The following is a 22,730-nucleotide window of genomic DNA, read 5'->3' as shown; positions in this document are numbered from 1 at the left end:
TAAGGGAAAAAGGCAATCGTTGAGGCTCGAACGCCAAAAAATCATGAAATCAACTTATATACTACTGACAGTTTCAACGCTACTATATCGCCAAAGGTCGTCGTACTCTTTACTTTCACCTGCTCCTGGTCATCATACGAGATTTCAAGCGCAAACTGCAAAATCGGATTTTCATTGGGATTGATCAAAGCAGTGAACTTTACATTCGAAGCGTATACTAAAAACAGTTCTTTTTGCTCGATTTCTTCCATCAACTCTTTCAATATCTGCATCATACACACTCCCGGAGCAACCGGATTACCGGGAAAATGGCCCTCAAAGATCGCGTGAACAGGGTTCAAATGTACCTCAGCAATATGTATATTATTTGATCGAGACGTGATATTCGCTACGTGATAGAAATCTGGCAACAAGGTCATATCACTCGTTTTAAAAGGTAGATTGATCTACATCCAATGTAAGATCTATTGTTAAAGGAAACTTTTTATGTTCAGCCACTATCCTTGTCGGTATATCTTCTTCGCTCCATTCACCATACAGAATAGTTAAATGTTCTTTAGCTCTTTTAACCTGTTGGATGCGTTCCACCCTGCGTTCTTTTACCACATAATAACAGTTGTCAACTACATATACCGGATAATAATGCTGTTGATTTGCAAACATCACAGCCGATGTGGCATGACGTTGTTCTGTCATCGTACGGAATATGTTGACGATTTCCTTCACAACCATTCGTTTATTTAAATCATGCATGGTATAGTGCAATTTATGCTCACTAGGCGATATCGTGACATCAAACAACGTTTGCCCGAAGTCACTTATCAATGCAACACGATGTTCATTACGCGCTAAAGTTTTCACTAACAAGCTTCCATTAATATGCTTCTTAAAAGCATCTAACTTCGCCCGATACACGAAAGTCTGAGCAGTATCGATATAATAATTATTTAATTCCTTTGGTGCTGATTCTCGTATCCCAGAAGCATTTGGATATTGATATGTGCCACAGGAAACAAAAAAGACTAACAGGAAAAAACTACAGATTAAAAATCGAATCATCAATCGTTGCATTTACTTTTCTATTCTTGATAACAAAACGTGTATAGTCGTTAGAGGGCTCGACAAGTTTTACCTCTTCTACGTATTTATTCGCCGGTGAAAATAACAGGACAATCTCCTTAATATACTTTTTCGCGCCAGCTAACTTTGGTGTCAAACGCACCATATCGGCTTCACCACGCTTTAAATAGGAAACCGCAAATTCTTTTTCATCGTATTGGCCGCCCCGCATACTAGACGAAACCAACGTACTTATTTTTTCAAATTGCTTGTTGTTTCCGATATCAATCGTCTGTTTCTTTCCTTGATCATCGATAAAAATCTTACTGTCTTTAAACACCATTTTGTACTGAAAAGGAGCTGTATATGCCCAGCTAAGTTTATCCGGATGTTCTAAATACAGTTTCCCAGAAGATTCCACCGGTTTTTTCATAAAACTAAGATGTTTGTACTGTACAAAATCTGCTGATATCGTCTTGATTTCCACAAGTTTCTGCAAGGATTTTTGAAAACTGGCCCGCTCGTTCGCCGTCATCTCCCTCGTCTGTGCCCATGCACAATAAGGCAACAAAAAAATCAAAAAATAAAGCAGTTTATTGTTCATACGCATGCAAATTTAACAAATCATCTACAGAAACCGATATGTATCCGTTTTTCTGCAAGTAAGGCAACAACCGCTTTAGGACATTTACGGTGCGTTGTGAGGTGTCGTGGAAAAGTATAATATCTCCTGGTTTCAGCTTCTTACATACCCGTTGATATATTTTGTCCTCTTCCCACGTTACCGTATCCAGCGAGCGGTTGCTCCACCCGATAATCTGCTGTTTCGTATGTTGGACTGCTTTGGCTACCGATGGATTAGTCACGCCAAAAGGAGGGCGAAAGAATTTAGGTTTTTTCCCCACCGATTGTTGGATAATCACATTGCATCGTTCCAGCTCCGTAACAACGTCCTTTTCTTTTAAAAAACCAAAACTTTGACGATGCGAGTACGTATGATTCCCGATAACATGTCCTTCGTCTATAATCTGTTTAGCCATATCGGGATGCGCCAACACCTGTTTTCCGATACAGAAAAAAGTAGCTTTAAACTGATAAGCTTTCAATAATCGTAAAACTTCCGCCGTATGAGGAGAAGGTCCATCGTCAAAAGTTAGGGCAATCCGTCCTTCCGCATGATATTTCTTCCGGAAAAAAGCATGCGCAAAATATCCCAAACGAATATCAAATGCGCCCCACGCCGTCATTCCTGCTGCCAAAAGCAAAATAGCAAAGAACCAGGCAAAAGAGCCACCAAAAATGCCGATGAGCAGGGCGATGCATCCTGCCACAAGAAACGAGGGGTATAGTATAGCGTGTTTTAACATGCCCGAACAACAACGAGAGAATGGTCTTTACCTTTATATTGATTATAGATCAGGATGTTTTTCCAAGTGGTGTTCGGTGGTATTTTTTCGTTCCAGTACAAAATAGAGGGAACGGTCTGTTGTTTTAACACAAAAGCAGCAACCATGAGTCCAAAAGCCGAACAGCTGTCATACTGGCCACTCAGATGTTTATAATATAAAGGTGTTGCCAAGGGAAGCTCCTGCCACAATGCATCGTAAAATAAGTCATCATTTTCGTCACCATTGTAACCCAGTATAACCGCATCGATATCTTCTGGATGTAAATCTTTTGTCGTCAGGAAATCTTGTAAAAAGGAACGCATTTGAGATCCCTCCAATTCATTTTGCAACTTAACATCTATAATTTCAGCATAAGAAGACGCTACTCTGCCAGCACTCATCGAAAAAAAGTGGGCGCCTTCCGCGTAATTGACACCGGGAGAGACACTTGTTTTCACCGTTTCACGAACACTTCCTGTTTTGATATATCCTCCAGCTTGCAAAAAAGAGTAGGTCTGCTCGGCAATCTCATCCACACCTCCAAGAAGTACATGTTCTTCTTCTCCGGTCTGCAACAGCATCAGCGTATCCAGCAAGGCAGATTCAAAAGAACTTGCTCCATTTACGTGTGTTACGTTATATCCTTTGCAGGACAGTTGGAGTGCGATCTGCGCAGCAACCGTATTGTGCGTAGATTGGATAAAAGAAGTCGGTGTGAGAAATTGCTCATCGTTTTCCCACAGACTACGTAGGAATTTATCAGAGTCTTCGGAACAGCCCAGCCCAGTTCCGGTAATAATGGCATCAGGTATGGTAACGAACGATTCTCCCAATGCTTGCTGCGCAGCATACATGCTCATCTTTATTCCTCTCGACATGCGGCGGATCGCCCCCGGTGAAATAAACCCTTTATATGCAGGTTGTTCGGCAGCATTGATTGCATGATCCAATACCCGTGCTTCGGAAAAAAATTCCGATCGCCAGATGCCTTGTGTCGTCACCGCTCCTATACCATTTATGAACACGCTTTTCTTCATGCTTTTGAAAAGATAAGGGATGAACAATTGCCCCCGAATCCAAAAGAGTTAGAAAGCACGTGTGATAACGACCGGTGCCGTACCGCTGTTTCTGGTATCATATCGAGTTCTTCCATCGGTGTATCGAAATGGAGATTAGGTGGTACCATATCCTGCTGCAAAGCCAATATGCTATACACGGCTTCGATGGCACCAGCCGCAGCCAGTGTATGCCCCGTAAAGGGTTTCGTTGAGCTAAATGGTGGAACATTGCTTTTGAAGATACGTTGCATGGCCCGCCCTTCCGACAAATCATTGTTCGGTGTTGCCGTTCCATGCGCATTCACGTAATCAATGGCTTGCGGCGTTAATTGCGCTACCGCCAATGCCTTTTGCATCGCCAAAAAAGCCCCTTCCCCATTTTCGGAGGATGCCGTTTGGTGAAACGCGTCGTTTGCATTGCCATAACCTGTCAAGTAGGCCAATACCTTTTTTCCTTGCCGTTGTACAATTTCTTCAGATTCTAACACAAGGTATGCCGCACCCTCTCCTAAATTAAGTCCTTTACGGTGCATGTCGAAAGGTTGACAGGGCGCATCAGCTAAAATCATTAGGGTATGAAACCCGTTGATCGTAAACTTGCTCAAGGCATCTGTTCCACCTACAATGACGCGATCCAAACGCCTCGAACGAATCAAACGGGCACCCATCATGATGGCATTCGCTGCCGACGAACATGCGGTGCTCACAGTGGTCACGAGGCCCTTTATGCCCAGATATTCCGCTATTTTATGGGAAGAATCGCCAGCTGGATGCGACGGGATATAACGATGCCATTCGGGTGATGTAAGATAGGTCGGGCCATATCGTTCCGTATAGTCCATACCGCCGACACTGGTCGATGATATAAATCCCGTTCGCAGATCGTGGGCACCCTGCATATTTGCCGATTCGAGCGCCTGGCGAGCTGCGTAAGCCCCTAAAAGAGCAGTTCTCGTGAAAGCATTCCGCTCGGATAATCCAAGGCTAGCTGATAGTTCATCGTTGGTTTTTTTTTGTTCACCTACCCAAATCTGTTCCCGCAAACGCGTGGGAAAGTTTGCTATCCGGGAGAGGCCGTGCTTACCAGCCAACAGCGACCATAGATTTTCTTCTACGGTTTCACCGATAGCAGAAATAATGCCCATTCCGGTAACCGCAACTCCCCTGTCAGTCATTACTTCGTTCTATGCTCCGAAATATAGGCGACCATCGTATCGATAGATTGAAAAATGTCTCTTCCTTTTTTCGGATCAGCCAATTTAATCCCATACGTTTTATCCATCAAAACAATCAGCTCCAATGCATCGATAGAATCCAAACCCAACCCCTCGCCAAACAAAGCTTCTTCATCTTGGATATCAGCCGGCGTAATATCTTCCAGATGGAGTACTTCAATAATCTGTCTTTTTAACTCTTCTTTCAATGCTGTCATGATGTATAAAATAATGACAAACCTAAAAAAAATGCGCTGTTTTCACTAAAAAATATACAAAAGTGCGCGATAATCTTCCTGAAAGTATTCTACCCATCCACATAAAACCCGTTTTGCTTTGTTGGATTGTAACAGGTAATCGGCATAAGCGAAAATAGTTTCTTCGGGAAACTCCTCCGCGACAAAAAAAGCATTTTCGGTTTGCAAGCCGTGTCTTATAGCGATCTCGCCGGTACAGATATTGGCTAGCGTGTAAACAAAAGTAGCGGGCCGAGGGTAATAATTTTCCGTATCCTGAATACTTTCCTGGTGTTTTACATCGGTATCCAGACTACCGGATCTGTTGGCTAAGACAAGCGCTAGTGCATCCTTATCTTCATCCTGCAGTATATATTCCGCAGCCAGAAATGCCAGCTTGCTCAACGCATCCATCTTATGGAATTTCGGATAGTCGATGTCCAGATGATGAAACGCTTCCTTGGCAAAATCTGAAAACGGTACATGGGGCTCACTAGCCCACATCAGCTTACCATCCACAACAATCCGATGTTGTTCGATAATACAGGATTTATGTACGGCGGTTTTTTTTAGCATACTACCGCACGATCAGACTCACCGCATCACTCCAATCGCCAACACCATGACGGTTGATCCCACGAACCTTCGCAAAAACTATAGATCGAGTTGGCAAACCTTTAATTAGGTTATTGCGGGAACGGGTAGTAAAAAGGGATTTCTCCCATTGAAGTTCGGGCGATTCGGGCGGCACTTCCTCTATGGATGTCCATATCGCATAGGTATATTCATAGGTCATATCTCTGCCTAAAGAAGCGAAGTCGAAGCGAACCTCGCCGCTGACCGCTCCGTCTGAAAGCCGGCAACCGATAATTACCGCCGGAGATATTCCCTTCTTTCTTCCGGTAAATATGGGAAATCCTGAGGTGTATAACACGGGCAAATCACCTTTGGCCACATAGTTTACGTAGGCCGCTAAATCGCTCAACAGTCCCGCCAACTTGACTTTGCTTTCGCGTTTTAGCGCTCTATCGACACGTCCGTGTGTCCAGTCTGCTCGGGTTAAGTGCGCTAAATATTCATCATAGGCGTTTTCTACTTCTACTAGCGATGGTATGGGGTCAGGGAAGTTAGGATTTCCGCTCATGGAGGTAAGGATCACCTCCGCTTCCACCATCATCTTACTGTCTTTATGGTTGCCGAATGAACCAAGCGCACGTACATAGCTCATAATAAAACATTTAATAGGCTTCTAATATAGGATTTAGTTTGTCGAATAGCAAACATAACGTTAACATATTTTACTACAACGTTTACTTATTATGTATTAACGCTTATATATGATATAAATACGTTAATCTTCAATGTCATAATGTTAGTTTATAAAATACTAACGTCTTATCCCTAGAATAATACGTTGTTATAATATACAATGACGTTTGATCATAACTATATAACGTTACCAATTTAAATTGATACGTTAATTCAGATTCTATAAACGTAAATTAATAATATAATAACGTTATAAGGACATATAGATACGTTAGCATTTCGTTCAGTAACGTCAATTTGAAATAGGTTAACGTTAAAAATCGGTTACGTCTTCTCGATAATCATCGCCGCATTGCTCCCCCCGAACCCGGAAGCTGTTTTCAGTAAACGGTTTATTTTTCCACACGATATCCGTTGAATAATATTCAGCGGCTGTGACACGCCTAATGTTTCGAATCCCTTCGTCCGTATAAATACGCCAGCCCGCATACATTGCAATGCAATAACGGTCTCCAACAAACCCGACGCCCCCAGCGTATGCCCATAATAACCCTTTAAACTGTGGATGGGTACATCTTGCAGCCCTAATCGATGAAAGGCAATAGCCTCCATCTCATCGTTGTACAGCGTTGCCGTTCCATGCGCCGATATGAAATCGATATCTTTTATATCGATATTCGCCTCTTGTTCGGCACATAGCACACTTTGTACAAGTCCTTCTCCCGTTCGGGATGGCCCCGAAATATGATTTGCATCGTTTATGGATGCTTCTCCTAAAATCTTAAACTCCCCCTTTTCTTTAGAAACATATATACAGGCAGCCGCTTCGCCTAAGGACACCCCTGCACGATCTTTGTCAAACGGTTTACAAGGAAATGGGCTCATGGCTTGGAATGCCTGAAAACCGGATAACACAAATTCAGAGACAACATCCCCAGCTAAAACCACGGCGTCGTCGTACTGACCGATCTGTATCAGACGTTTGGCAACCGATAAAGCCAATAAGCCGGATACGCAAGCCTGTGATACAACAATAGGTTGCGTCTGGAATCCTAGCACCTCTGCCATTTTCTTGGCTAACACAGGAAGTTGCGCATCTGCCGTCCGCCCCCCCTCCAAGAGAGCGATATTGCCCTTGGTGGTGGATAAGATCAGCGCCGTACGTGAGGTAGGCACATGTCTTTCCACAATCGGTTTTGCCGCCGTAAACAACATGCGCTCCAATAAAGCACTATCCTTCAGAGGGGTTCGTAAATTATCCGCTACCTGTTTCGTTATTTTAGCAGTATAGACATTTTGCAGACGACCAACATCGTGCTGAACAATGGCGCAATTTCCCGCCAACGACTGCGTCCAATTTGATGCCAAATCAAGGCCCAACGGACTGACACAATTTATGTCGTGTATATATATTGGATCAAACGCCATTACAGCAAGCCTACCCTTCTTTTCCAATCCAACACAAAATCCGGAATGCTCAATACTAAGTTTTGCGCTTTGTCCAAAAACACCTGTACCGTTTCCCCTTGGCAGACCAGTTGATCCTTACTATTATACACTTTAAATCGAAAAATCATCTTTGCGGCGGGTGTGTCGACGTAGGCCGTCACAATACGTGCTGTATCCCCATAACGTAACGGTAATTTGTGTTCACAGGTGGATTTAACAATAGGGGTCGTAAATCCTGCTTTTTGTACGGTCATGTAGTCAATACCGTAGGTTTTCCCAAATGCTTCCCGGCCCTGCTCGAAATATAATATATAGTGACCGTGCCAAACGATACCCAAGGAATCCACCTCACTAAAGCGCACCGGAATGGTTACCGATTCTGTCAGCCCCGATTCTTCATAAAATTGTTCTCTTCTTTTTATCATATAGCACCGCACGAATACGTACTTCTGTGTAAGCAAACCTACCTAAAATGCTTCGAATTCACGAAATCCGTGAGGCAAAAAAGCGATTTTGAGTAATTGATTTTCATATGCAATATGGTTGGGTATCGATAACAATGGAAGGGTTTATTTTTTAATGTTTACATACTCAACAAAAAAGAGGCGACCTTGATGTTAAAGATGGGATAATACAATTGCATGAACCCTTCCTTAACTTTTGTTGTCGCATCCGGATCTTTGAGGTATGTAGATCTCCATCCCTAGCACTATCCATTCTCCTCGAAGATCCGAAGCGACGCCTTTTTGCGTGACTTTTTTCTAAAAAAAGTCGCAAAAAATAAACCTTCGTTTAAACCGCTAATACAGCAAAAATAACCTCCGTCAATTTTTATCTGACAATTTTCCTTATTTTTACCACAAAAAGACCATGGCATTAGTAAATATCCCGCGACTAGATTTGCTTCAATATACGCAAGGTCGTGCGGAAGAACGAAAAAAATTTGTACAAGATTTAGGCAGGGCATTTAACGAAACGGGGTTTGTGACCATCGCAAACCATGGGTTGAGCCAAGAACTTATCGACGAACTTTATGCTATCGTGAAAGGATTTTTTGATCTCCCCGAGGCGGTTAAAAGGAAGTACGAATTTCCTGAATTAGCCGGACAACGTGGGTATACCGCTAAAGGAAAAGAGAAAGCCAAAGATGCTAATACACCGGACTTAAAAGAGTTCTGGCAGCGTGGACAGACCATTGTAGGTGAAGATTATGCTAAAGCAGATTTTCCAGATAACATTATCGTTGACGAATTGCCTCGGTTTAACGAAGTAACGCAAGAAGTTTATAAAAGATTAGAAGATGCCGGGCGCGAACTCCTGAAAGCCATTGCGTCCTATTTAGATCTGGAAGAGGCCTATTTTGAAAAATTTGTCGTCAACGGCAACTCTATCCTACGAGCCATCCATTATTTCCCTATTGAAAATCCGGCAGCGATCCCAGCGGATGCTGTTCGTGCTGGAGCCCACGAAGACATCAATTTGATCACCCTCCTTATTGGTGCGAGCGCGGATGGTCTAGAAGTATGGACCAAAGACGGTAAATGGTTCCCGATTAAGGCCAAAGGAGAAGACATCGTTGTCAACGTCGGCGATATGTTGCAACGGCTAACGAACAATAAACTCAAGTCTACCACCCATCGCGTGGTAAACCCACCGCGGGAATTGATGAAGACATCGCGCTATTCCGTGCCGTTCTTCTTACATCCTAAGGCTTCCATGAGTCTAGCCTGTTTAGATGCTTGTATTTCCGAAGATTACCCTAAGGCATATCAAGATTATACGGCAGGACAATATTTGGATGAGCGTTTGCGTGAGATTGGGTTGAAAATGTAATAACAAAAAAATGATATTATCAGATAAAAGAATTTTAGAAGAAATCGACAATGGCACCATCGTCATCGAGCCATTCAATAGAAAATGTCTAGGAACAAACTCTTACGATGTTCACTTGGGGAAGTACCTTGCCACCTATAAAGACGATGTGTTAGATGCAAAAAAGCACAACGAAATCACACATTTTGAGATACCGGAAGAAGGATTTATCCTCCAACCGGGCAAACTTTATCTAGGCGTTACGTTAGAATACACGGAGACACACGGGCATGTTCCATTTCTAGAAGGAAAATCCAGCACGGGCCGTTTGGGAATCGATATTCATGCAACGGCTGGTAAAGGAGATGTCGGCTTTTGCAATACCTGGACGCTAGAGATCTCTGTAGCGCAACCCGTCCGGGTCTATGCAGGCATGCCGGTGGGCCAACTTATTTATTTTGTTGTTGAGGGCGATATTGAAACGCTATACAACACGAAAGGAAATGCCAAATACAATAACAAAACCATCCGTCCTGTCGAGAGCATGATGTGGAAAAATGCATTTTAATAAGGAAGTTGCAAGCAACTTCCTTATTAAAATTCCATGAGATATGCTTTCAAAAACGCATCGAGATCGCCATCCAGCACGGCTTGCGTGTTGGATGTTTCCACATTCGTACGCAGGTCTTTAATCAATTTATAGGGGTGCAGCACATAGTTCCGGATTTGCGAACCCCATTCTATTTTTTTCTTAGAACCTTCAATGGCTGCGGTCGCTTCCTGACGTTTCCGCATTTCAATCTCATAAAGCTGGGATTTCAATAAGCGCAGCGCATTGTCTTTGTTCTGAAGCTGCGAGCGCGATTCCTGGTTCTTAATGATAATACCCGTTGGCTTGTGGTGTAAACGGACGGCAGTCTCGACTTTGTTCACGTTTTGTCCGCCGGCACCGCCCGAGCGAAAGGTATCCCACTCGATCTCGGCGTCCTTTATTTCGATCTCAATGTTATCGTCCACCAACGGATAAACATATACCGAAGCAAATGACGTATGGCGTTTCGCGTTGGAATCAAACGGTGAAATGCGAACCAAGCGGTGTACGCCGTTTTCCCCCTTCAAATAGCCGTACGCAAAGTTTCCCGAAAATTGTAGCGTCACCGTTTTGATTCCCGCCACATCACCTTCCTGGTAATCCTGCTCCACTACCTTGCATCCGTGTTTTTCGCCCCACATGATATACATACGCATCAACATGGCAGCCCAATCGCAGGATTCGGTACCGCCCGCTCCTGCTGTAATCTGTAAAATAGCATCAAGCTGATCCTCTTCGGAGCTCAGCATGTTCTTAAATTCCAGTTCGGCTACTTGAGCAAGGGTCGATTCATATTGTTCATTTACATCTTGCTCGCTCGCATCACCCGATTGAAAAAATTCATACATAACGCCCACATCGTCCACCGCCGCAGACACTTCGTCGAAATGATCTGTCCATACTTTCAACGCCTTAATCGCATGCAAAACTTTCTCTGCCGCTTTGGGTTCGTCCCAAAAATCGGGTCGCAACGTAATTTCTGTTTTTTCTACGATCTCTGATTTCCGTGCATCAATGTCAAAGATGCCTCCTTAGGGACGTTACTCTATCCCTCAAGTCTTGAATTTGTTCCTTGGTCATGCTCAAAAATAAAATAAAACCTTCATGAATCCTAATTCAGAAAAAAAGTCAAAAAAAGCTATCTTTGATTTCAACAAAACAAACGAGCACAAATATGTTTCCAAACGTAGATTTCACAACCACACAAGCGTACAAATACCTAGCAGACCATTATATTTCCATTAATGAGAAATCCTTAAAACAGTTATTTGCCGAAGACCCGCAACGTTTCGAGAAGTTTTCGCTACAATTGGAGGATATCCTGGTGGACTTTTCAAAGAACAGGATAGACGACAAAACGCTAGCACTTTTGGTACAGCTGGCAAAAGAGTGTCAACTAGGAGAGGCTATCGAAGCCATGTTCGGCGGAAAAAAAATCAATCAAACGGAGGGAAGGCATGTATTGCATACCGCTTTACGCAATCAATCAACAAGTCCTATATGGGTCGAGGGTGAAGATGTGATGCCCAAAATAAGAGCTGTGCAGGCACAAATGAAAGACTTTACCAACAGGATTCTTTCGGGCGAATGGAAAGGTTATACCGGTAAAGAGATAACGGATGTGGTGAACATCGGTATCGGCGGTTCAGATTTAGGCCCCGTGATGGTAACAGAAGCCTTAAAAGCATACAAAACACGGTTGAACATGCATTTTGTATCCAACGTGGACGGTACGCATATCGCGGAGACATTACAAGGGCTAAATCCGGAAACAACGCTGTTTCTTATTGCTTCTAAAACCTTTACAACGCAGGAAACCATGGCTAACGCCAAATCTGCAAAAGATTGGTTCTTAGCCTTAGGCGCTAAAGAGGCCGATGTTGCAAAGCATTTTGCAGCGTTAAGTACAAATGAACAAGGTGTAGCTGCGTTCGGCATCGATACCAAGAACATGTTTGAATTTTGGGATTGGGTAGGTGGTCGATATTCGTTATGGTCGGCCATCGGACTGTCGATCTCCTTAGGAATTGGTTATGATAACTTTGAACAGCTTCTGGAAGGTGCACACGCGGCGGATATACACTTTAAAGAAACATCATTTGAACAGAATATCCCGGTTATACTTGCTTTGCTGGGCATTTGGTATAATAATTTTTTTGACGCTGAAAGCCATGCTATTTTACCGTATGATCAATATATGCACCGTTTTGCAGCCTATTTCCAACAGGGTGATATGGAAAGCAACGGAAAGTATATTGACAGGAACGGCAACCGGGTAGATTATCAAACAGGTCCCATTATTTGGGGAGAGCCCGGCACCAACGGACAGCACGCTTTTTATCAACTTATCCATCAAGGTACGAAATTAATTCCGTGTGATTTTATTGCGCCTGCGATCTCACATAATCCCATCGGCAACCATCATCAATTACTACTGTCCAATTTTTTCGCGCAGACCGAGGCGCTCATGAACGGAAAGACGGAAGAAGAAGTGGTAGGCGAGCTGCAGAAATCCGGTAAAACAGCAACGGAAATTACCGCACTGAAAAATTTCAAAGTATTCGAAGGTAACCGCCCCACGAACTCGTTCCTTATTAAAAAAATCACACCCTATACACTCGGCTGTTTGACAGCTCTTTATGAGCACAAGATTTTTGTCCAAGGCGTTATCTGGAATATATTCAGTTTCGACCAGTGGGGGGTAGAGCTAGGCAAACAATTAGCAAATAAAATTCTCCCTGAATTAGAAAACGACGAGCCCGTAAATGCACACGACGTGTCTACAAACGGCTTAATCAACCAGTATAAAGCCTGGCGGTAAAATAAGTAGGGGCGCAATGCGTGCGCCCCTACTGTTAGTTTAATATCTCATTCAATTTCTCTTCCAGTGCTGGCCCCCTTAGGTTGGAAGCCACAATTTTTCCTTCTGGATCTAATAAATAATTCTGCGGAATACCCCGAATGGAATATAGTTTCACCACCGGTGAGTCCCAAAATTGCAAATCGGATACATGCGGCCATTGTTCCAAGTTGTCATCGTGAATCGCTTTTATCCAATCTTCCTTTTTTCCCGGGCGATCCAGTGACACTCCTAGGACAGTAAAGTTTTTGTCTTTAAATTTCTCAAAAGCGGCAACTACCGTTGGATTCTCGTGACGGCAGGGACCGCACCAACTCGCCCAAAAGTCTACTAATACATACTTGCCGCGCAAAGAAGAAAGTGCTAATTCATTACCAGCTGTGTCAGGTAAGACAAAATCTGGTGCTAGGGCACCGATCGCCAGCTTCTCCATATTCGCAATTTTTTCCCCTAACCGCTTACCCAAATCTGTAGCCTTTAAGCTGTTGGATAAGCTTTCATAAGCTGGCTTTACGAAACTGGTTAGCTTTTCAGGAGACGCCTCTTCATCTAAGATCGTTAATGAAACATAGCTATTGGGATTAGATTTAACAAACGCTGTGTTGATATCTGCTTGCTTTTCATAGAGTACCTCCGCCTTTGCTTGAAGACCTTGAATAAAGGTTTCGTCTTGTTTTTGCTCGTCTGGAGCCGCTTGATATTCGGCGTCTAGGGCCGCAAACTCCTCATTGACCTCGTTCAACATACCCTGATACTTCGAAAAGTCATCATTGATCGTATTACCCGTTGCTTTTGCACTGATAAAATCATCTCCTTCAAACTTGATAACTCCTTTGGCGAGATATACCGAGTTTATAGGAGGTCGCTCTCCGCTGGCACGCAATTCATCCATCGTCTCCCCATTTGCTGCTAAAACTAGCATGGCCCTGGTAGGGTGTGCGACCGTTCCCTGATACTTAAATGCACCGTTCGCTATAGCTGTGGAGTCCAAAACGGTTTGACCATTATCCCTATATTGAAAAAAGACTTTGGCTCCTTCTTGTGCGCCTCCTACCTTCCCATTTATGGTAAAGTCTTCTTGGGCAAACAGCAATGCTGGGACTGCCATTATCGTTGTTAATATTCCTGTTTTCATTTTAATGTGTTATGTTGTCTATTGTTACTATGTCGTCTACTATCCTGAGACTTCGCTACTCGTTTTCACAAATTACCAACGTCCACTAGCGCCGCCCCCACCGAAGCCACCGCCACCAAAACCTCCAAAGCCGCCACTTCCTCCTCCACCGAAACCGCCGCCGCCGCCGCTACCTCTACCCAAACCGCTAAGCAATGTCCACCAAAAGATATTTGAAGCGCCTCTGCCTGTCATCACACGTCCACCGCCTCCGCCGCCCCCTTTTGAAAATAGGGATATAATGATGACCGCTATAATGACGATCAAGATAACAGGTATACCATCGCCACCTTCTCGCCGTTCCCGAGCGTCAGCTTTGTATTCACCTTTTGTATACGCGATTATCGCGTTTGTTGCTGCATCGAGGCCCTGATAATATTGCTGTTGACTAAAATTGGGTCTTATTTCATTCTGAATAATCCGATGCGCGATGATATCCGGCAAGACGCCTTCCATACCGTAACCTGTTTGGATAGTAACTGTTCTATCTTCCAACGCAGCCAACAAAATAACCCCATTATCGTACTTTTTACCGCCGACACCCCACTTTTGTCCTAATCGAACGGCATAGTCTCCCACGTCATAACCGTCTGTTGTTCTAAGCAATACGACGGCAATTTGCGTTGATGTCGAGTCTTCAAATGCGCGTAACTTTCGCTCTAATGCTTGTACTTCAGTGCGGCTCAACGTCCCGGTATAATCCGTAACCAACTGGTTTGGTGCGTCGGGTAAATTTTGTGCAATAAGCGAAAAAATCGAGCCCAATAACACAAAAAACACACTCCCAATCCATTTGATGGCCGGCTTAAACACTATATATAACTGCATTGGATTTTTAATTTTTTCATTAAAACAACTTGTCTTCATAAGGCAATGAAGCTTGTATGCGCTTTTTTTATTCATGCCCTTTTTTGACTGGTCGCTCATGCAGGTTCCCAAAATAAATATCATTTGGAAGTTCGTTCACGTCATCAACACCACGAGGAAAATAGCGCTGCAACTGGTCCCCTATGTGGTGTATCCCTTCAATGAGTCCTTGGACGATATCATCACGGCGGAAGAAAGAAATCATCAATTCCCGGGTTTCATCCCAGAAATTGGCTTCTAATTTTGTATCTAAACCACGGTCTCCTATCATAGCAAATTCGTGATCATCCATTGCCATATAGATAAGCACCCCGTTGTTTAATCCCGTTTTATGCATTTCCAATTTTTCGAAATAGGCAACCGCCGCTTCCATGGCAGAAGATGCCTTTAATTTTTTATCGATTACGAGTCGAATCTCACCCGACGTTTTTGCCTCTGCTACACTGATAGCGTGAACAATACGATCTTGTTCTTCCGTTGAAAATATATCCATATCAAACCCTCCTACTCAACTTTCCGTTATTAAAATGTGTACTAAAACGCAACCGTCGGTGCCTTATCAGAGCCTTCCGCCGCTTTAAACGTCCCTTTCGGTTTAAAGCCGAAGATTCCGGCCATAATGTTATTTGGGAAGCTCCTCACCGTCGTATTATAATCCTGAACGGCTTCATTGTATGAACGGCGTTCTACGGAAATACGGTTTTCCGTTCCCTCTAGCTGCACCTGCAATTCTTGAAAGTTCGAATTTGCTTTCAAATCTGGATAAGCCTCTACACTCACTAACAATCTGCCTATGGACTGTGACAATGCATCCTGCGTTTGCTGATAGTTAGCAATAGACTCTTCCGTTAGATTAGATGGATCAACTGTAACGGAAGTAGCCTTCGCACGTGCTTCCACAACAGCCGTTAATGTCCCCTCTTCGTGTTCAGCAGCACCTTTTACCGTTGCTACTAAATTAGGAATCAAGTCCGCACGGCGTTGGTAGGCGTTTTCTACCTGCGCCCACTTTCCTTTTACATTCTCATCTTTAGAGACCATGGTGTTATACCCACAAGAGCTGAACGACAGCGCTGTAAACAAACCTACGATTGCAATAAGTAATCTTTTCATCTGTAACGTTTTATTCAAATTTTTATAAAAATAACAATTATTCTTCTTTTTCCCCGTGAAAAAGAAGCAAAAACCTCGTCACTTCAAATGTTTTACATATGGGATAGTGCAGAGATAAGTTTGTACAGTTGTAAAACATTTGGATGTGACCTTTTATGTTAATTGGGGATAGTGCTATGCGTAGATAAAAACGGTCAATAAGACTTCGCGGTGATGCGGGCTGTAACGGCCTAGCATTGTTCCGCGGCCGGCTTTACGCAAACTATTCCGTTAAAAACAGCATGTTGTTTGAGCGCAGCGAGTTTCATGCTGTTTAGGAATAGACAAGTAAAGGTAGCGGAACCTTGCAAGCCTTGACTTTTTTGTTTCTTTTTTCGTCAAGGAAAAAAGAAAAGAAACTACCTTTGTATTGTTTTTGGGATAAAAACCCAACCATCGTCATTATGCAGAAAGAAATTGAAGTTACCGTATCTCCGGATCAAATCCACGACACCGACTACCTTATCGCGGTAGGTTCGGAACAGCTAAATGTAGAACATGCTCGTATAAAGGGACACCATGTCCGTAAACGCTCTATTGATGCTAGGGGTCGCAAAGTGGTATATCGTCTTCGGGTGGTTTTCTATATCGACGAACCCCACTTTCCGGAAGTATTCACTTCCTCTATTAAGCGTGTACATGATGCCGCACCGGTCATCATTATTGGAGCTGGGCCGGCGGGTCTGTTTGCCGCATACCGATGTTTGGAGCGGGGGCTTAAACCTATTGTATTGGAACGCGGAAAACCCGTAAAGGACAGAAGACGAGATTTAGCAAAGATAAATCGGGAGGGTGTAGTAAATCCCGAATCCAATTATTGTTTCGGCGAAGGTGGGGCAGGCACGTATTCGGATGGCAAGTTGTATACACGTTCCAACAAGCGCGGCGATGTTGATAAAGTGCTGCAAATTTTTGTACAGCATGGTGCTCCACATGATATTTTGGTCGACGCCCGTCCGCATATAGGCACTAATAAGCTCCCCCATATCATTGAAGATATGCGTAATACCATTTTGGAACATGGAGGAGAAATAAGATTCAATTGTCGGGTAGATGATATTCTTGTCGATTTCGGAAAGATAAAAGGAGTACGCACGTCGTTAGGAGACACGATACACGCACATCACGTCATAGTGGCTACGGGACATTCTGCCCGTGATATCTTCCATCTTTTTCAGCGGAAAAGTTGGTTGATAGAAGCTAAACCTTTTGCATTAGGCGTTCGGATCGAACACCCACAGGAAATCATTGATCAAGCACAATACCATTGCACTATACGTCCGGAAAATCTGCCACCCGCTTACTATAGCCTGGTAGAACAGGTCAACAAGCGCGGTGTGTTTTCATTTTGTATGTGCCCGGGAGGAATTATTGCCCCCTGTGCTACGGAAGATAGGGAAATCGTCGTAAATGGTTGGTCTCCGTCAAAACGGAATAATCCGCATGCCAATTCGGGTACCGTTACGCAGATTAACTTAGAAGATGTGCCCAATTCGTTATTGGATCCATTCGCGCTCTTGCGATTTCAACAAGAAATAGAACAAAGAGCGTTTCATATAGGGGGAGGCAACCTGGTTGCTCCGGCACAACGTATGGTCGATTTTGTACAACAAAAAGTCTCCACAACACTCCCTGAGAACTCCTATAAGCCAGGGACAAAAAGTGTTAATCTTAACGAAGTGTTACCGTCTTTTGTGCATCAAGCATTGCGTGGAGCGCTCCCGCTGTTTGGTAAAAAGATGAAGGGATATTATACCAATGAAGCTATTTTGGTGGGCGTTGAATCCCGGACATCTTCCCCCATTCGGATTCCGCGTGACAAGGAGACTTTGCAACATCCGGAAGTTTCTGGTCTATACCCCTGCGGGGAGGGTGCAGGTTACGCCGGTGGAATTGTATCAGCAGCCGTCGACGGCATCAATTGTGTGGATGCTATCTGAGATATTAAAATTCAAAAAGCTATTGACAGATATATACCGAATCGCTATCTTTGTACCACAATCAGCGAAAGTAGCTCAGTTGGTAGAGCACAACCTTGCCAAGGTTGGGGTCGCGAGTTCGAATCTCGTCTTTCGCTCAAAACAAAAGCCGTTGGAAATTCCAGCGGCTTTTTTGTTTACATACCACCTCCGGAAAATAAATAAAGGCGTCTGAATTCGATTCTGACGCCTTTATTAAACTATAGTATGAATGGAAAACTACTTCGCTTTTTCCAATCCTTCTTCTATTAAGTGCTCTATATATTGACGAACAATTTCGTTGGAGAAACGTGACGTTACATCAAATGCAAAGGCATGTACCAATAGCACACGGGCCGATTCTTCACCGATACCGCGGGCGCGCAAATAAAACAATGCATCATCGTCAAACTGCCCCATCGTACAACCATGAGAACATTTCACGTCATCCGCAAAGATTTCTAGCTGCGGTTTTGAATACACAGTTGACTTATCACCGATAAGCATATTATTATTTTGCTGAAAGGCATTTGTCTTCTGTGCATCTTCGCGAACAAAAATTTTACCGTTGAACACCGCAATGGATTCGTCCTGCGGGATATTCTTATACCATTCGTAAGATTCACAGTGTGGTTTCATATGATCCACAACAGTATGGTTATCTACAAATTGTTGGCCTGCCGTCAAATTGATACCGTACAGATGCGATTCCACCTGTTCTGCATCTAAACGAACATGAATGTTATTCCGCACGAAAGACGCTCCTGGCAAATTACAATTATAGTTATTATACAGACTGTTTTGTGCTTGGTAAACTTCTGTATGCATCATGTAATGGCTCGCTTTGTCAGCCACCTGCAGGTAGTAATGCTGTACTTTTGCTCCTTCCTCTACAACGATTTCCGTCACTTTATTGTGCACATTTTTTGCAGCGCCATCCATCGTGACAAAAGACTCTATAATTTCCACCTCCGCATGGGGTTCTACCACAACCAGATTACGTGTTTGGGCAAAAAATGCATCCGCTCCCGTAGCTACATGCACGATATGGATCGGCTTGGAAATCACTTTGTTTTTAGCGACCGATAAATATACACCTGTTGTACTTAGCGCGGTGTTCAACTGCACCATTACATTATCCGATTTATCGGCATGCTGCGCATAGTGTTTTTCAAAGTTAGCTTCTGTATAAGCTTCGTTAATGGGCTTTATTACTAGACCTATTTCATCTTCAAACGAAGGTAACGCTAAAATATACTGGCCGTTAACCAACACAATCCGATGGGCATCTAACCCTTGAATATCCGCTTTACGCGTATCCAACGCATCCACATCTACCGGTGCATCTAAAGCATAGGTTGAATTGATTAACGAATGTATGTTGGTATATTTCCATTCCTCATTCTTAACGGTCGGAAAACCTTCCTGTTGAAAACGTTCAAAAGCTTCTCGGCGCAACGTAGTCAAATAGGACGGTCCTTGCGTGTCCGACTCTTGAAATACCGAAACCAACTGTTGATATAATGAATCTGCAACTATTGTACTCATATTCTTTGTTATCAATCCGCTGTCCAAATTATCCATTGATAAATTTATTAAGCGGTTTGCGTGTCGTATTCTTTTAGCCAATCGTAACCCTTTTCCTCCAACTCTAACGCCAATTCTTTTGGCCCTGTCTTCACGATGCGTCCGTTATGTAATACGTGGACAAAATCGGGCACGATGTAATCTAACAAACGCTGATAGTGTGTAATGACCACAAACGCGTTGTTTTCGGAACGCAACTGATTTACACCATTTGCTACAACGCGTAACGCGTCGATATCAAGACCAGAATCCGTTTCATCAAGGATAGCCAGTTTCGGATTTAACATCGCTAGTTGGAATATTTCGTTACGTTTCTTTTCACCGCCTGAAAACCCTTCGTTCAAAGAACGATTGGCAAGGCTCGCCGAGAAATCTACCAGTTTCTGCTTTTCTTTCACCGTTTGTAAAAACTCTTTTGCTTCCATCGGTGGCAGACCTTTGTACTCCCGAATATCGTTTACAGCCGTTTTCAAGAAATTAATATTGGATACGCCGGGGATTTCCACTGGATATTGGAACGCCAAAAAAAGACCTTCCCGAGCACGTTCTTCCGGCGCTAGATCCAACAGATCAACACCATCCAATATCGCTGATCCTTCCGTAACCTCATACGCGTCGCGACCCGCTAGCACATTTCCTAAAGTACTTTTCCCAGCACCGTTAGGCCCCATAATAGCGTGAATTTCTCCTGCTTTGACCTCTAGGTCTAACCCTTTTAATATTTGTTTGCCTTCAACAGAGGCGTGTAAGTTCTTAACTGATAACATCTTTTTGAATTTGGAAATTTGAAAATTACTACCCTACCGATCCTTCCAAAGAAATCGCTAATAATTTTTGTGCTTCTACAGCAAACTCCATGGGCAGCTGATTTAACACTTCTTTGGCATAGCCGTTAACGATCAAACCAACAGCTTTCTCCGGATCTATCCCTCTTTGGTTTAAATAAAAAACCTGATCTTCACCAATCTTCGATGTTGTTGCTTCGTGTTCCAACATCGCTGTGCGATTTTTGTTTTCTATGTAAGGGAATGTATGTGCTCCACAGCGGTCTCCAATTAATAAGGAGTCGCATTGCGTAAAGTTTCTAGCTTTATCTGCATTGGGTCCAATTTTCACTAACCCTCTGTAACTATTATGACTCTGACCGGCAGAGATACCTTTAGACACAATCTTAGAACGGGTATTTTTTCCGAGGTGTACCATTTTCGTCCCCGTATCGGCAATCTGTTTATTGCGCGTCATCGCAACGGAATAAAACTCCCCTACAGAATTATCCCCCTTTAAAATGACACTAGGATATTTCCACGTGATCGCAGAACCTGTCTCTACCTGTGTCCACGAAATCTTAGCGTTGTCACCTTTGCAAATACCACGCTTCGTCACAAAATTATAGATACCGCCCTTGCCATCCTTATCTCCGGGATACCAGTTTTGTACGGTCGAATATTTAATTTCCGCGTCTCGTTCAGCAATCAGCTCAACCACCGCAGCATGCAGTTGGTTTTCATCACGCATTGGCGCTGTACATCCTTCCAGATAGGATACGTATGAGCCTTCTTCCGCAACGATCAATGTACGTTCAAACTGCCCGGTGTTCTGCGCGTTTATACGGAAATACGTAGAAAGCTCCATTGGACATCTTACACCTTTTGGGATGTATACAAAAGAACCATCTGAAAAGACCGCGGAATTCAACGCGGCGTATATATTATCCGTTTGCGGTACCACGGAGCCTAAGTATTTTTTCACCAATTCGGGGTGTTCCTGTACAGCTTCACCAAAAGAACAGAAAATAACACCTTGCTCTTTTAACTTCTCCCGAAATGTAGTCTTCACGGAAACAGAATCAAATACGGCATCAACAGCCACCACGCCAGCCAGAACCTTTTGTTCGTCCAATGGGATTCCTAGCTTCTCGAATGTTGAAAGCAACTCTGGATCTACCTCGTCAAGACTTTCCAGTTGTTTTTTCGGCTTGGGTGCCGCGTAATACGAAATAGCTTGAAAATCCACCTCCGGACTCTCAAAGTTTTGCCATGCTGGCATCTTCATCGTCAAAAAATGACGCAAAGCTTTTAATCGCCATTCGAGCAACCACTCAGGTTCGTTTTTCTTTGCAGAAATAAAACGAACGGTATCTTCGCTTAGCCCGTTGGCGGCTATCTCCATCTCGATATCCGTCGTAAAACCGTATTTATATTCCTCGAGCTCTAGCTCCTTTAGTAATTCATCGTCTTTGGTACTCATTTCTCTACCCCTTTTTTTATTCGGCGATTCCTACCTTAATTTGGACAACAAAGATACGATTAATAGACGACATACCCTAAGCTAACGACCATTCCAACGTACTTTTTAGAAAAAAAAATGACAAAAGTCATTTCTGCGCTTTTAAATGCGTATCGACTTTATCTTTTTGACATTATCATGATTCAAGATAACATTTAACAATAACATAAATAAAGTACAATAAATTTTATCTATAACAAACAAGCGATTATGAAGTTTTTTGTTCGCCAAATAATATTCCGTATATTTACATTCTGTAAAATATAATATTCACGTTAGCTGATTGTAGAAATGCCATATCAACCGGATAAAACAGATTTGAAAATCCTGAAACTTTTACAGGAAAATGGACGAATTACCAACCTGCAGTTGGCTTCAAACATCGGCCTTTCGCCCGCTCCTACATTGGAACGTGTGCGTAAATTAGAAAACTCAGGGTTTATTAAAAGCTATCATGCGTTTGTAGACGAAGAAAAATTAGGGTTGGGCATTAAATCATTTATCCAAATATCGTTAGATTTTCATACGCACAATGCAATCCCGGAGTTTGTAGAAGCAGTTAAAACCATCCCCGAGGTAACGGAATGTCATCATGTTACCGGAAATTGCGACTTTATGTTAAAAGTTTACGTAAAAGATATCAAAGCGTATGAAGCGGTTATTATGGAAAAGATTTCAAAAATCCCCTTCGTCAAAACTTTCCAAACCATGATGATCATGTCGACCAGCAAAAAAGAACCCATCATCCCTTTGGAGTACTAATGTAAAC

Annotated in this window: 24 protein-coding genes and 1 tRNA gene; 6 read left to right on the top strand and 19 right to left on the bottom strand. The window is 43.2% G+C overall.

Annotation, left to right across the window (positions count from 1 at the left end; all coding sequences use genetic code 11):
- Positions 1-41: 41 nt before the first annotated feature.
- From C5749_RS10435 to C5749_RS10385, 11 genes are all read right to left on the bottom strand, one after another.
- The gene (locus C5749_RS10435; RefSeq protein ID WP_219847962.1) at positions 42-419 is read right to left on the bottom strand and encodes an ApeI family dehydratase; all 378 of its coding nucleotides are present in this window, start codon (positions 417-419) and stop codon (positions 42-44) included.
- Between the two features lie 10 nt (positions 420-429).
- Positions 430-1,059: a flexirubin biosynthesis protein LolB2 gene (lolB2, locus tag C5749_RS10430; protein ID WP_105725796.1), complete on the bottom strand. Its 630-nt coding sequence runs from the start codon at positions 1,057-1,059 to the stop codon at positions 430-432.
- On the bottom strand, positions 1,037-1,663 hold the full coding sequence (gene lolA2, locus C5749_RS10425; RefSeq protein ID WP_181151349.1) for a flexirubin biosynthesis/transport protein LolA2: 627 nt from the start codon (positions 1,661-1,663) through the stop codon (positions 1,037-1,039). The genes lolB2 and lolA2 overlap by 23 nt, the downstream gene beginning before the upstream one ends.
- A complete protein-coding gene (locus tag C5749_RS10420) occupies positions 1,653-2,390 on the bottom strand; it encodes a polysaccharide deacetylase family protein (protein ID WP_181151347.1) in 738 nt (245 codons plus the stop codon). The genes lolA2 and C5749_RS10420 overlap by 11 nt, the downstream gene beginning before the upstream one ends.
- Positions 2,391-2,419: 29 nt before the next feature.
- A complete protein-coding gene (locus C5749_RS10415) occupies positions 2,420-3,484 on the bottom strand; it encodes a beta-ketoacyl synthase chain length factor (RefSeq protein WP_105725790.1) in 1,065 nt (354 codons plus the stop codon).
- Complete coding sequence (locus tag C5749_RS10410) at positions 3,481-4,680, bottom strand: beta-ketoacyl-[acyl-carrier-protein] synthase family protein (RefSeq protein WP_105725788.1); 1,200 nt, start codon at positions 4,678-4,680, stop codon at positions 3,481-3,483. Before C5749_RS10410 ends, C5749_RS10415 begins: the two co-directional genes overlap by 4 nt.
- Positions 4,680-4,937 (bottom strand): phosphopantetheine-binding protein, encoded by a 258-nt coding sequence (locus tag C5749_RS10405; RefSeq protein WP_105725786.1) that lies wholly within the window; start codon positions 4,935-4,937, stop codon positions 4,680-4,682. Before C5749_RS10405 ends, C5749_RS10410 begins: the two co-directional genes overlap by 1 nt.
- Before the next feature lie 45 nt (positions 4,938-4,982).
- Complete coding sequence (locus C5749_RS10400) at positions 4,983-5,531, bottom strand: beta-ketoacyl-[acyl-carrier-protein] synthase family protein (protein WP_105725784.1); 549 nt, start codon at positions 5,529-5,531, stop codon at positions 4,983-4,985.
- A gap of 1 nt (position 5,532) precedes the next feature.
- The gene (locus tag C5749_RS10395; protein ID WP_105725782.1) at positions 5,533-6,183 is read right to left on the bottom strand and encodes a hypothetical protein; all 651 of its coding nucleotides are present in this window, start codon (positions 6,181-6,183) and stop codon (positions 5,533-5,535) included.
- 365 nt (positions 6,184-6,548) lie between these two features.
- Positions 6,549-7,652, bottom strand: coding sequence for a beta-ketoacyl synthase N-terminal-like domain-containing protein (locus tag C5749_RS10390; RefSeq protein ID WP_105725780.1), 1,104 nt, complete (start codon positions 7,650-7,652; stop codon positions 6,549-6,551).
- Positions 7,652-8,098, bottom strand: coding sequence for an acyl-CoA thioesterase (locus C5749_RS10385; protein WP_105725778.1), 447 nt, complete (start codon positions 8,096-8,098; stop codon positions 7,652-7,654). Before C5749_RS10385 ends, C5749_RS10390 begins: the two co-directional genes overlap by 1 nt.
- A gap of 445 nt (positions 8,099-8,543) precedes the next feature.
- On the opposite strand from C5749_RS10385, the gene C5749_RS10380 reads away from it, so the two are divergent.
- Both C5749_RS10380 and dcd read left to right on the top strand, forming a co-directional pair.
- A complete protein-coding gene (locus C5749_RS10380) occupies positions 8,544-9,506 on the top strand; it encodes an isopenicillin N synthase family dioxygenase (RefSeq protein WP_105725776.1) in 963 nt (320 codons plus the stop codon).
- Between the two features lie 10 nt (positions 9,507-9,516).
- Entirely contained in the window at positions 9,517-10,053 is a 537-nt protein-coding gene (gene dcd, locus C5749_RS10375) for a dCTP deaminase (protein ID WP_105725774.1), read from the top strand.
- 26 nt (positions 10,054-10,079) lie between these two features.
- Here the strand turns inward: dcd and prfB are convergent.
- Positions 10,080-11,157, bottom strand: a protein-coding gene (gene prfB / locus C5749_RS10370) for a peptide chain release factor 2 (RefSeq protein ID WP_146113734.1) whose coding sequence is annotated in 2 segments (ribosomal slippage) — positions 10,080-11,096 and positions 11,098-11,157 — 1,077 coding nt in all. Because the reading frame shifts where the segments join, the coding sequence is not laid out codon by codon here.
- 94 nt (positions 11,158-11,251) lie between these two features.
- Here prfB and pgi point away from each other — a divergent pair.
- Complete coding sequence (gene pgi / locus C5749_RS10365) at positions 11,252-12,898, top strand: glucose-6-phosphate isomerase (RefSeq protein ID WP_105725770.1); 1,647 nt, start codon at positions 11,252-11,254, stop codon at positions 12,896-12,898.
- Between the two features lie 34 nt (positions 12,899-12,932).
- Here the strand turns inward: pgi and C5749_RS10360 are convergent, their stop codons facing one another.
- The 4 genes from C5749_RS10360 to C5749_RS10345 all read right to left on the bottom strand — a co-directional run bounded on the left by C5749_RS10360 (position 12,933) and on the right by C5749_RS10345 (position 16,091).
- Entirely contained in the window at positions 12,933-14,072 is a 1,140-nt protein-coding gene (locus C5749_RS10360) for a TlpA disulfide reductase family protein (protein ID WP_105725768.1), read from the bottom strand.
- Positions 14,073-14,144: 72 nt separating this feature from the next.
- Positions 14,145-14,939, bottom strand: a complete 795-nt coding sequence (locus tag C5749_RS10355; RefSeq protein WP_105726985.1) for a TPM domain-containing protein — start codon at positions 14,937-14,939, stop codon at positions 14,145-14,147.
- A gap of 67 nt (positions 14,940-15,006) precedes the next feature.
- Positions 15,007-15,471: a TPM domain-containing protein gene (locus C5749_RS10350; protein WP_105725766.1), complete on the bottom strand. Its 465-nt coding sequence runs from the start codon at positions 15,469-15,471 to the stop codon at positions 15,007-15,009.
- 41 nt (positions 15,472-15,512) lie between these two features.
- Positions 15,513-16,091, bottom strand: a complete 579-nt coding sequence (locus C5749_RS10345) for a LemA family protein (protein WP_105725764.1) — start codon at positions 16,089-16,091, stop codon at positions 15,513-15,515.
- 443 nt (positions 16,092-16,534) lie between these two features.
- On the opposite strand from C5749_RS10345, the gene C5749_RS10340 reads away from it, so the two are divergent.
- On the top strand, positions 16,535-18,070 hold the full coding sequence (locus C5749_RS10340) for an NAD(P)/FAD-dependent oxidoreductase (RefSeq protein ID WP_105725762.1): 1,536 nt from the start codon (positions 16,535-16,537) through the stop codon (positions 18,068-18,070).
- Positions 18,071-18,134: 64 nt separating this feature from the next.
- Positions 18,135-18,207, top strand: a tRNA-Gly gene (locus tag C5749_RS10335).
- Positions 18,208-18,328: 121 nt separating this feature from the next.
- Here the strand turns inward: C5749_RS10335 and sufD are convergent.
- From sufD to sufB, 3 genes are read right to left on the bottom strand one after another with little or no spacing between them, the layout of a single operon-like run.
- The gene (gene sufD / locus C5749_RS10330) at positions 18,329-19,636 is read right to left on the bottom strand and encodes a Fe-S cluster assembly protein SufD (protein WP_245893712.1); all 1,308 of its coding nucleotides are present in this window, start codon (positions 19,634-19,636) and stop codon (positions 18,329-18,331) included.
- A 47-nt stretch (positions 19,637-19,683) separates the two neighbouring features.
- Positions 19,684-20,442, bottom strand: a complete 759-nt coding sequence (sufC, locus tag C5749_RS10325) for a Fe-S cluster assembly ATPase SufC (RefSeq protein ID WP_105725758.1) — start codon at positions 20,440-20,442, stop codon at positions 19,684-19,686.
- A gap of 28 nt (positions 20,443-20,470) precedes the next feature.
- Complete coding sequence (sufB, locus tag C5749_RS10320; RefSeq protein WP_105715439.1) at positions 20,471-21,922, bottom strand: Fe-S cluster assembly protein SufB; 1,452 nt, start codon at positions 21,920-21,922, stop codon at positions 20,471-20,473.
- Between the two features lie 330 nt (positions 21,923-22,252).
- On the opposite strand from sufB, the gene C5749_RS10315 reads away from it, so the two are divergent.
- Positions 22,253-22,723, top strand: coding sequence for an Lrp/AsnC family transcriptional regulator (locus tag C5749_RS10315; RefSeq protein ID WP_105715438.1), 471 nt, complete (start codon positions 22,253-22,255; stop codon positions 22,721-22,723).
- The last annotated feature ends 7 nt before the right edge of the window (positions 22,724-22,730 follow it).

This window comes from Sphingobacterium gobiense (genome assembly GCF_002980575.1).
Classification (GTDB): Bacteria; Bacteroidota; Bacteroidia; order Sphingobacteriales; family Sphingobacteriaceae; genus Sphingobacterium; species Sphingobacterium gobiense.
This window is presented reverse-complemented; position numbering and strand designations above follow the sequence as displayed.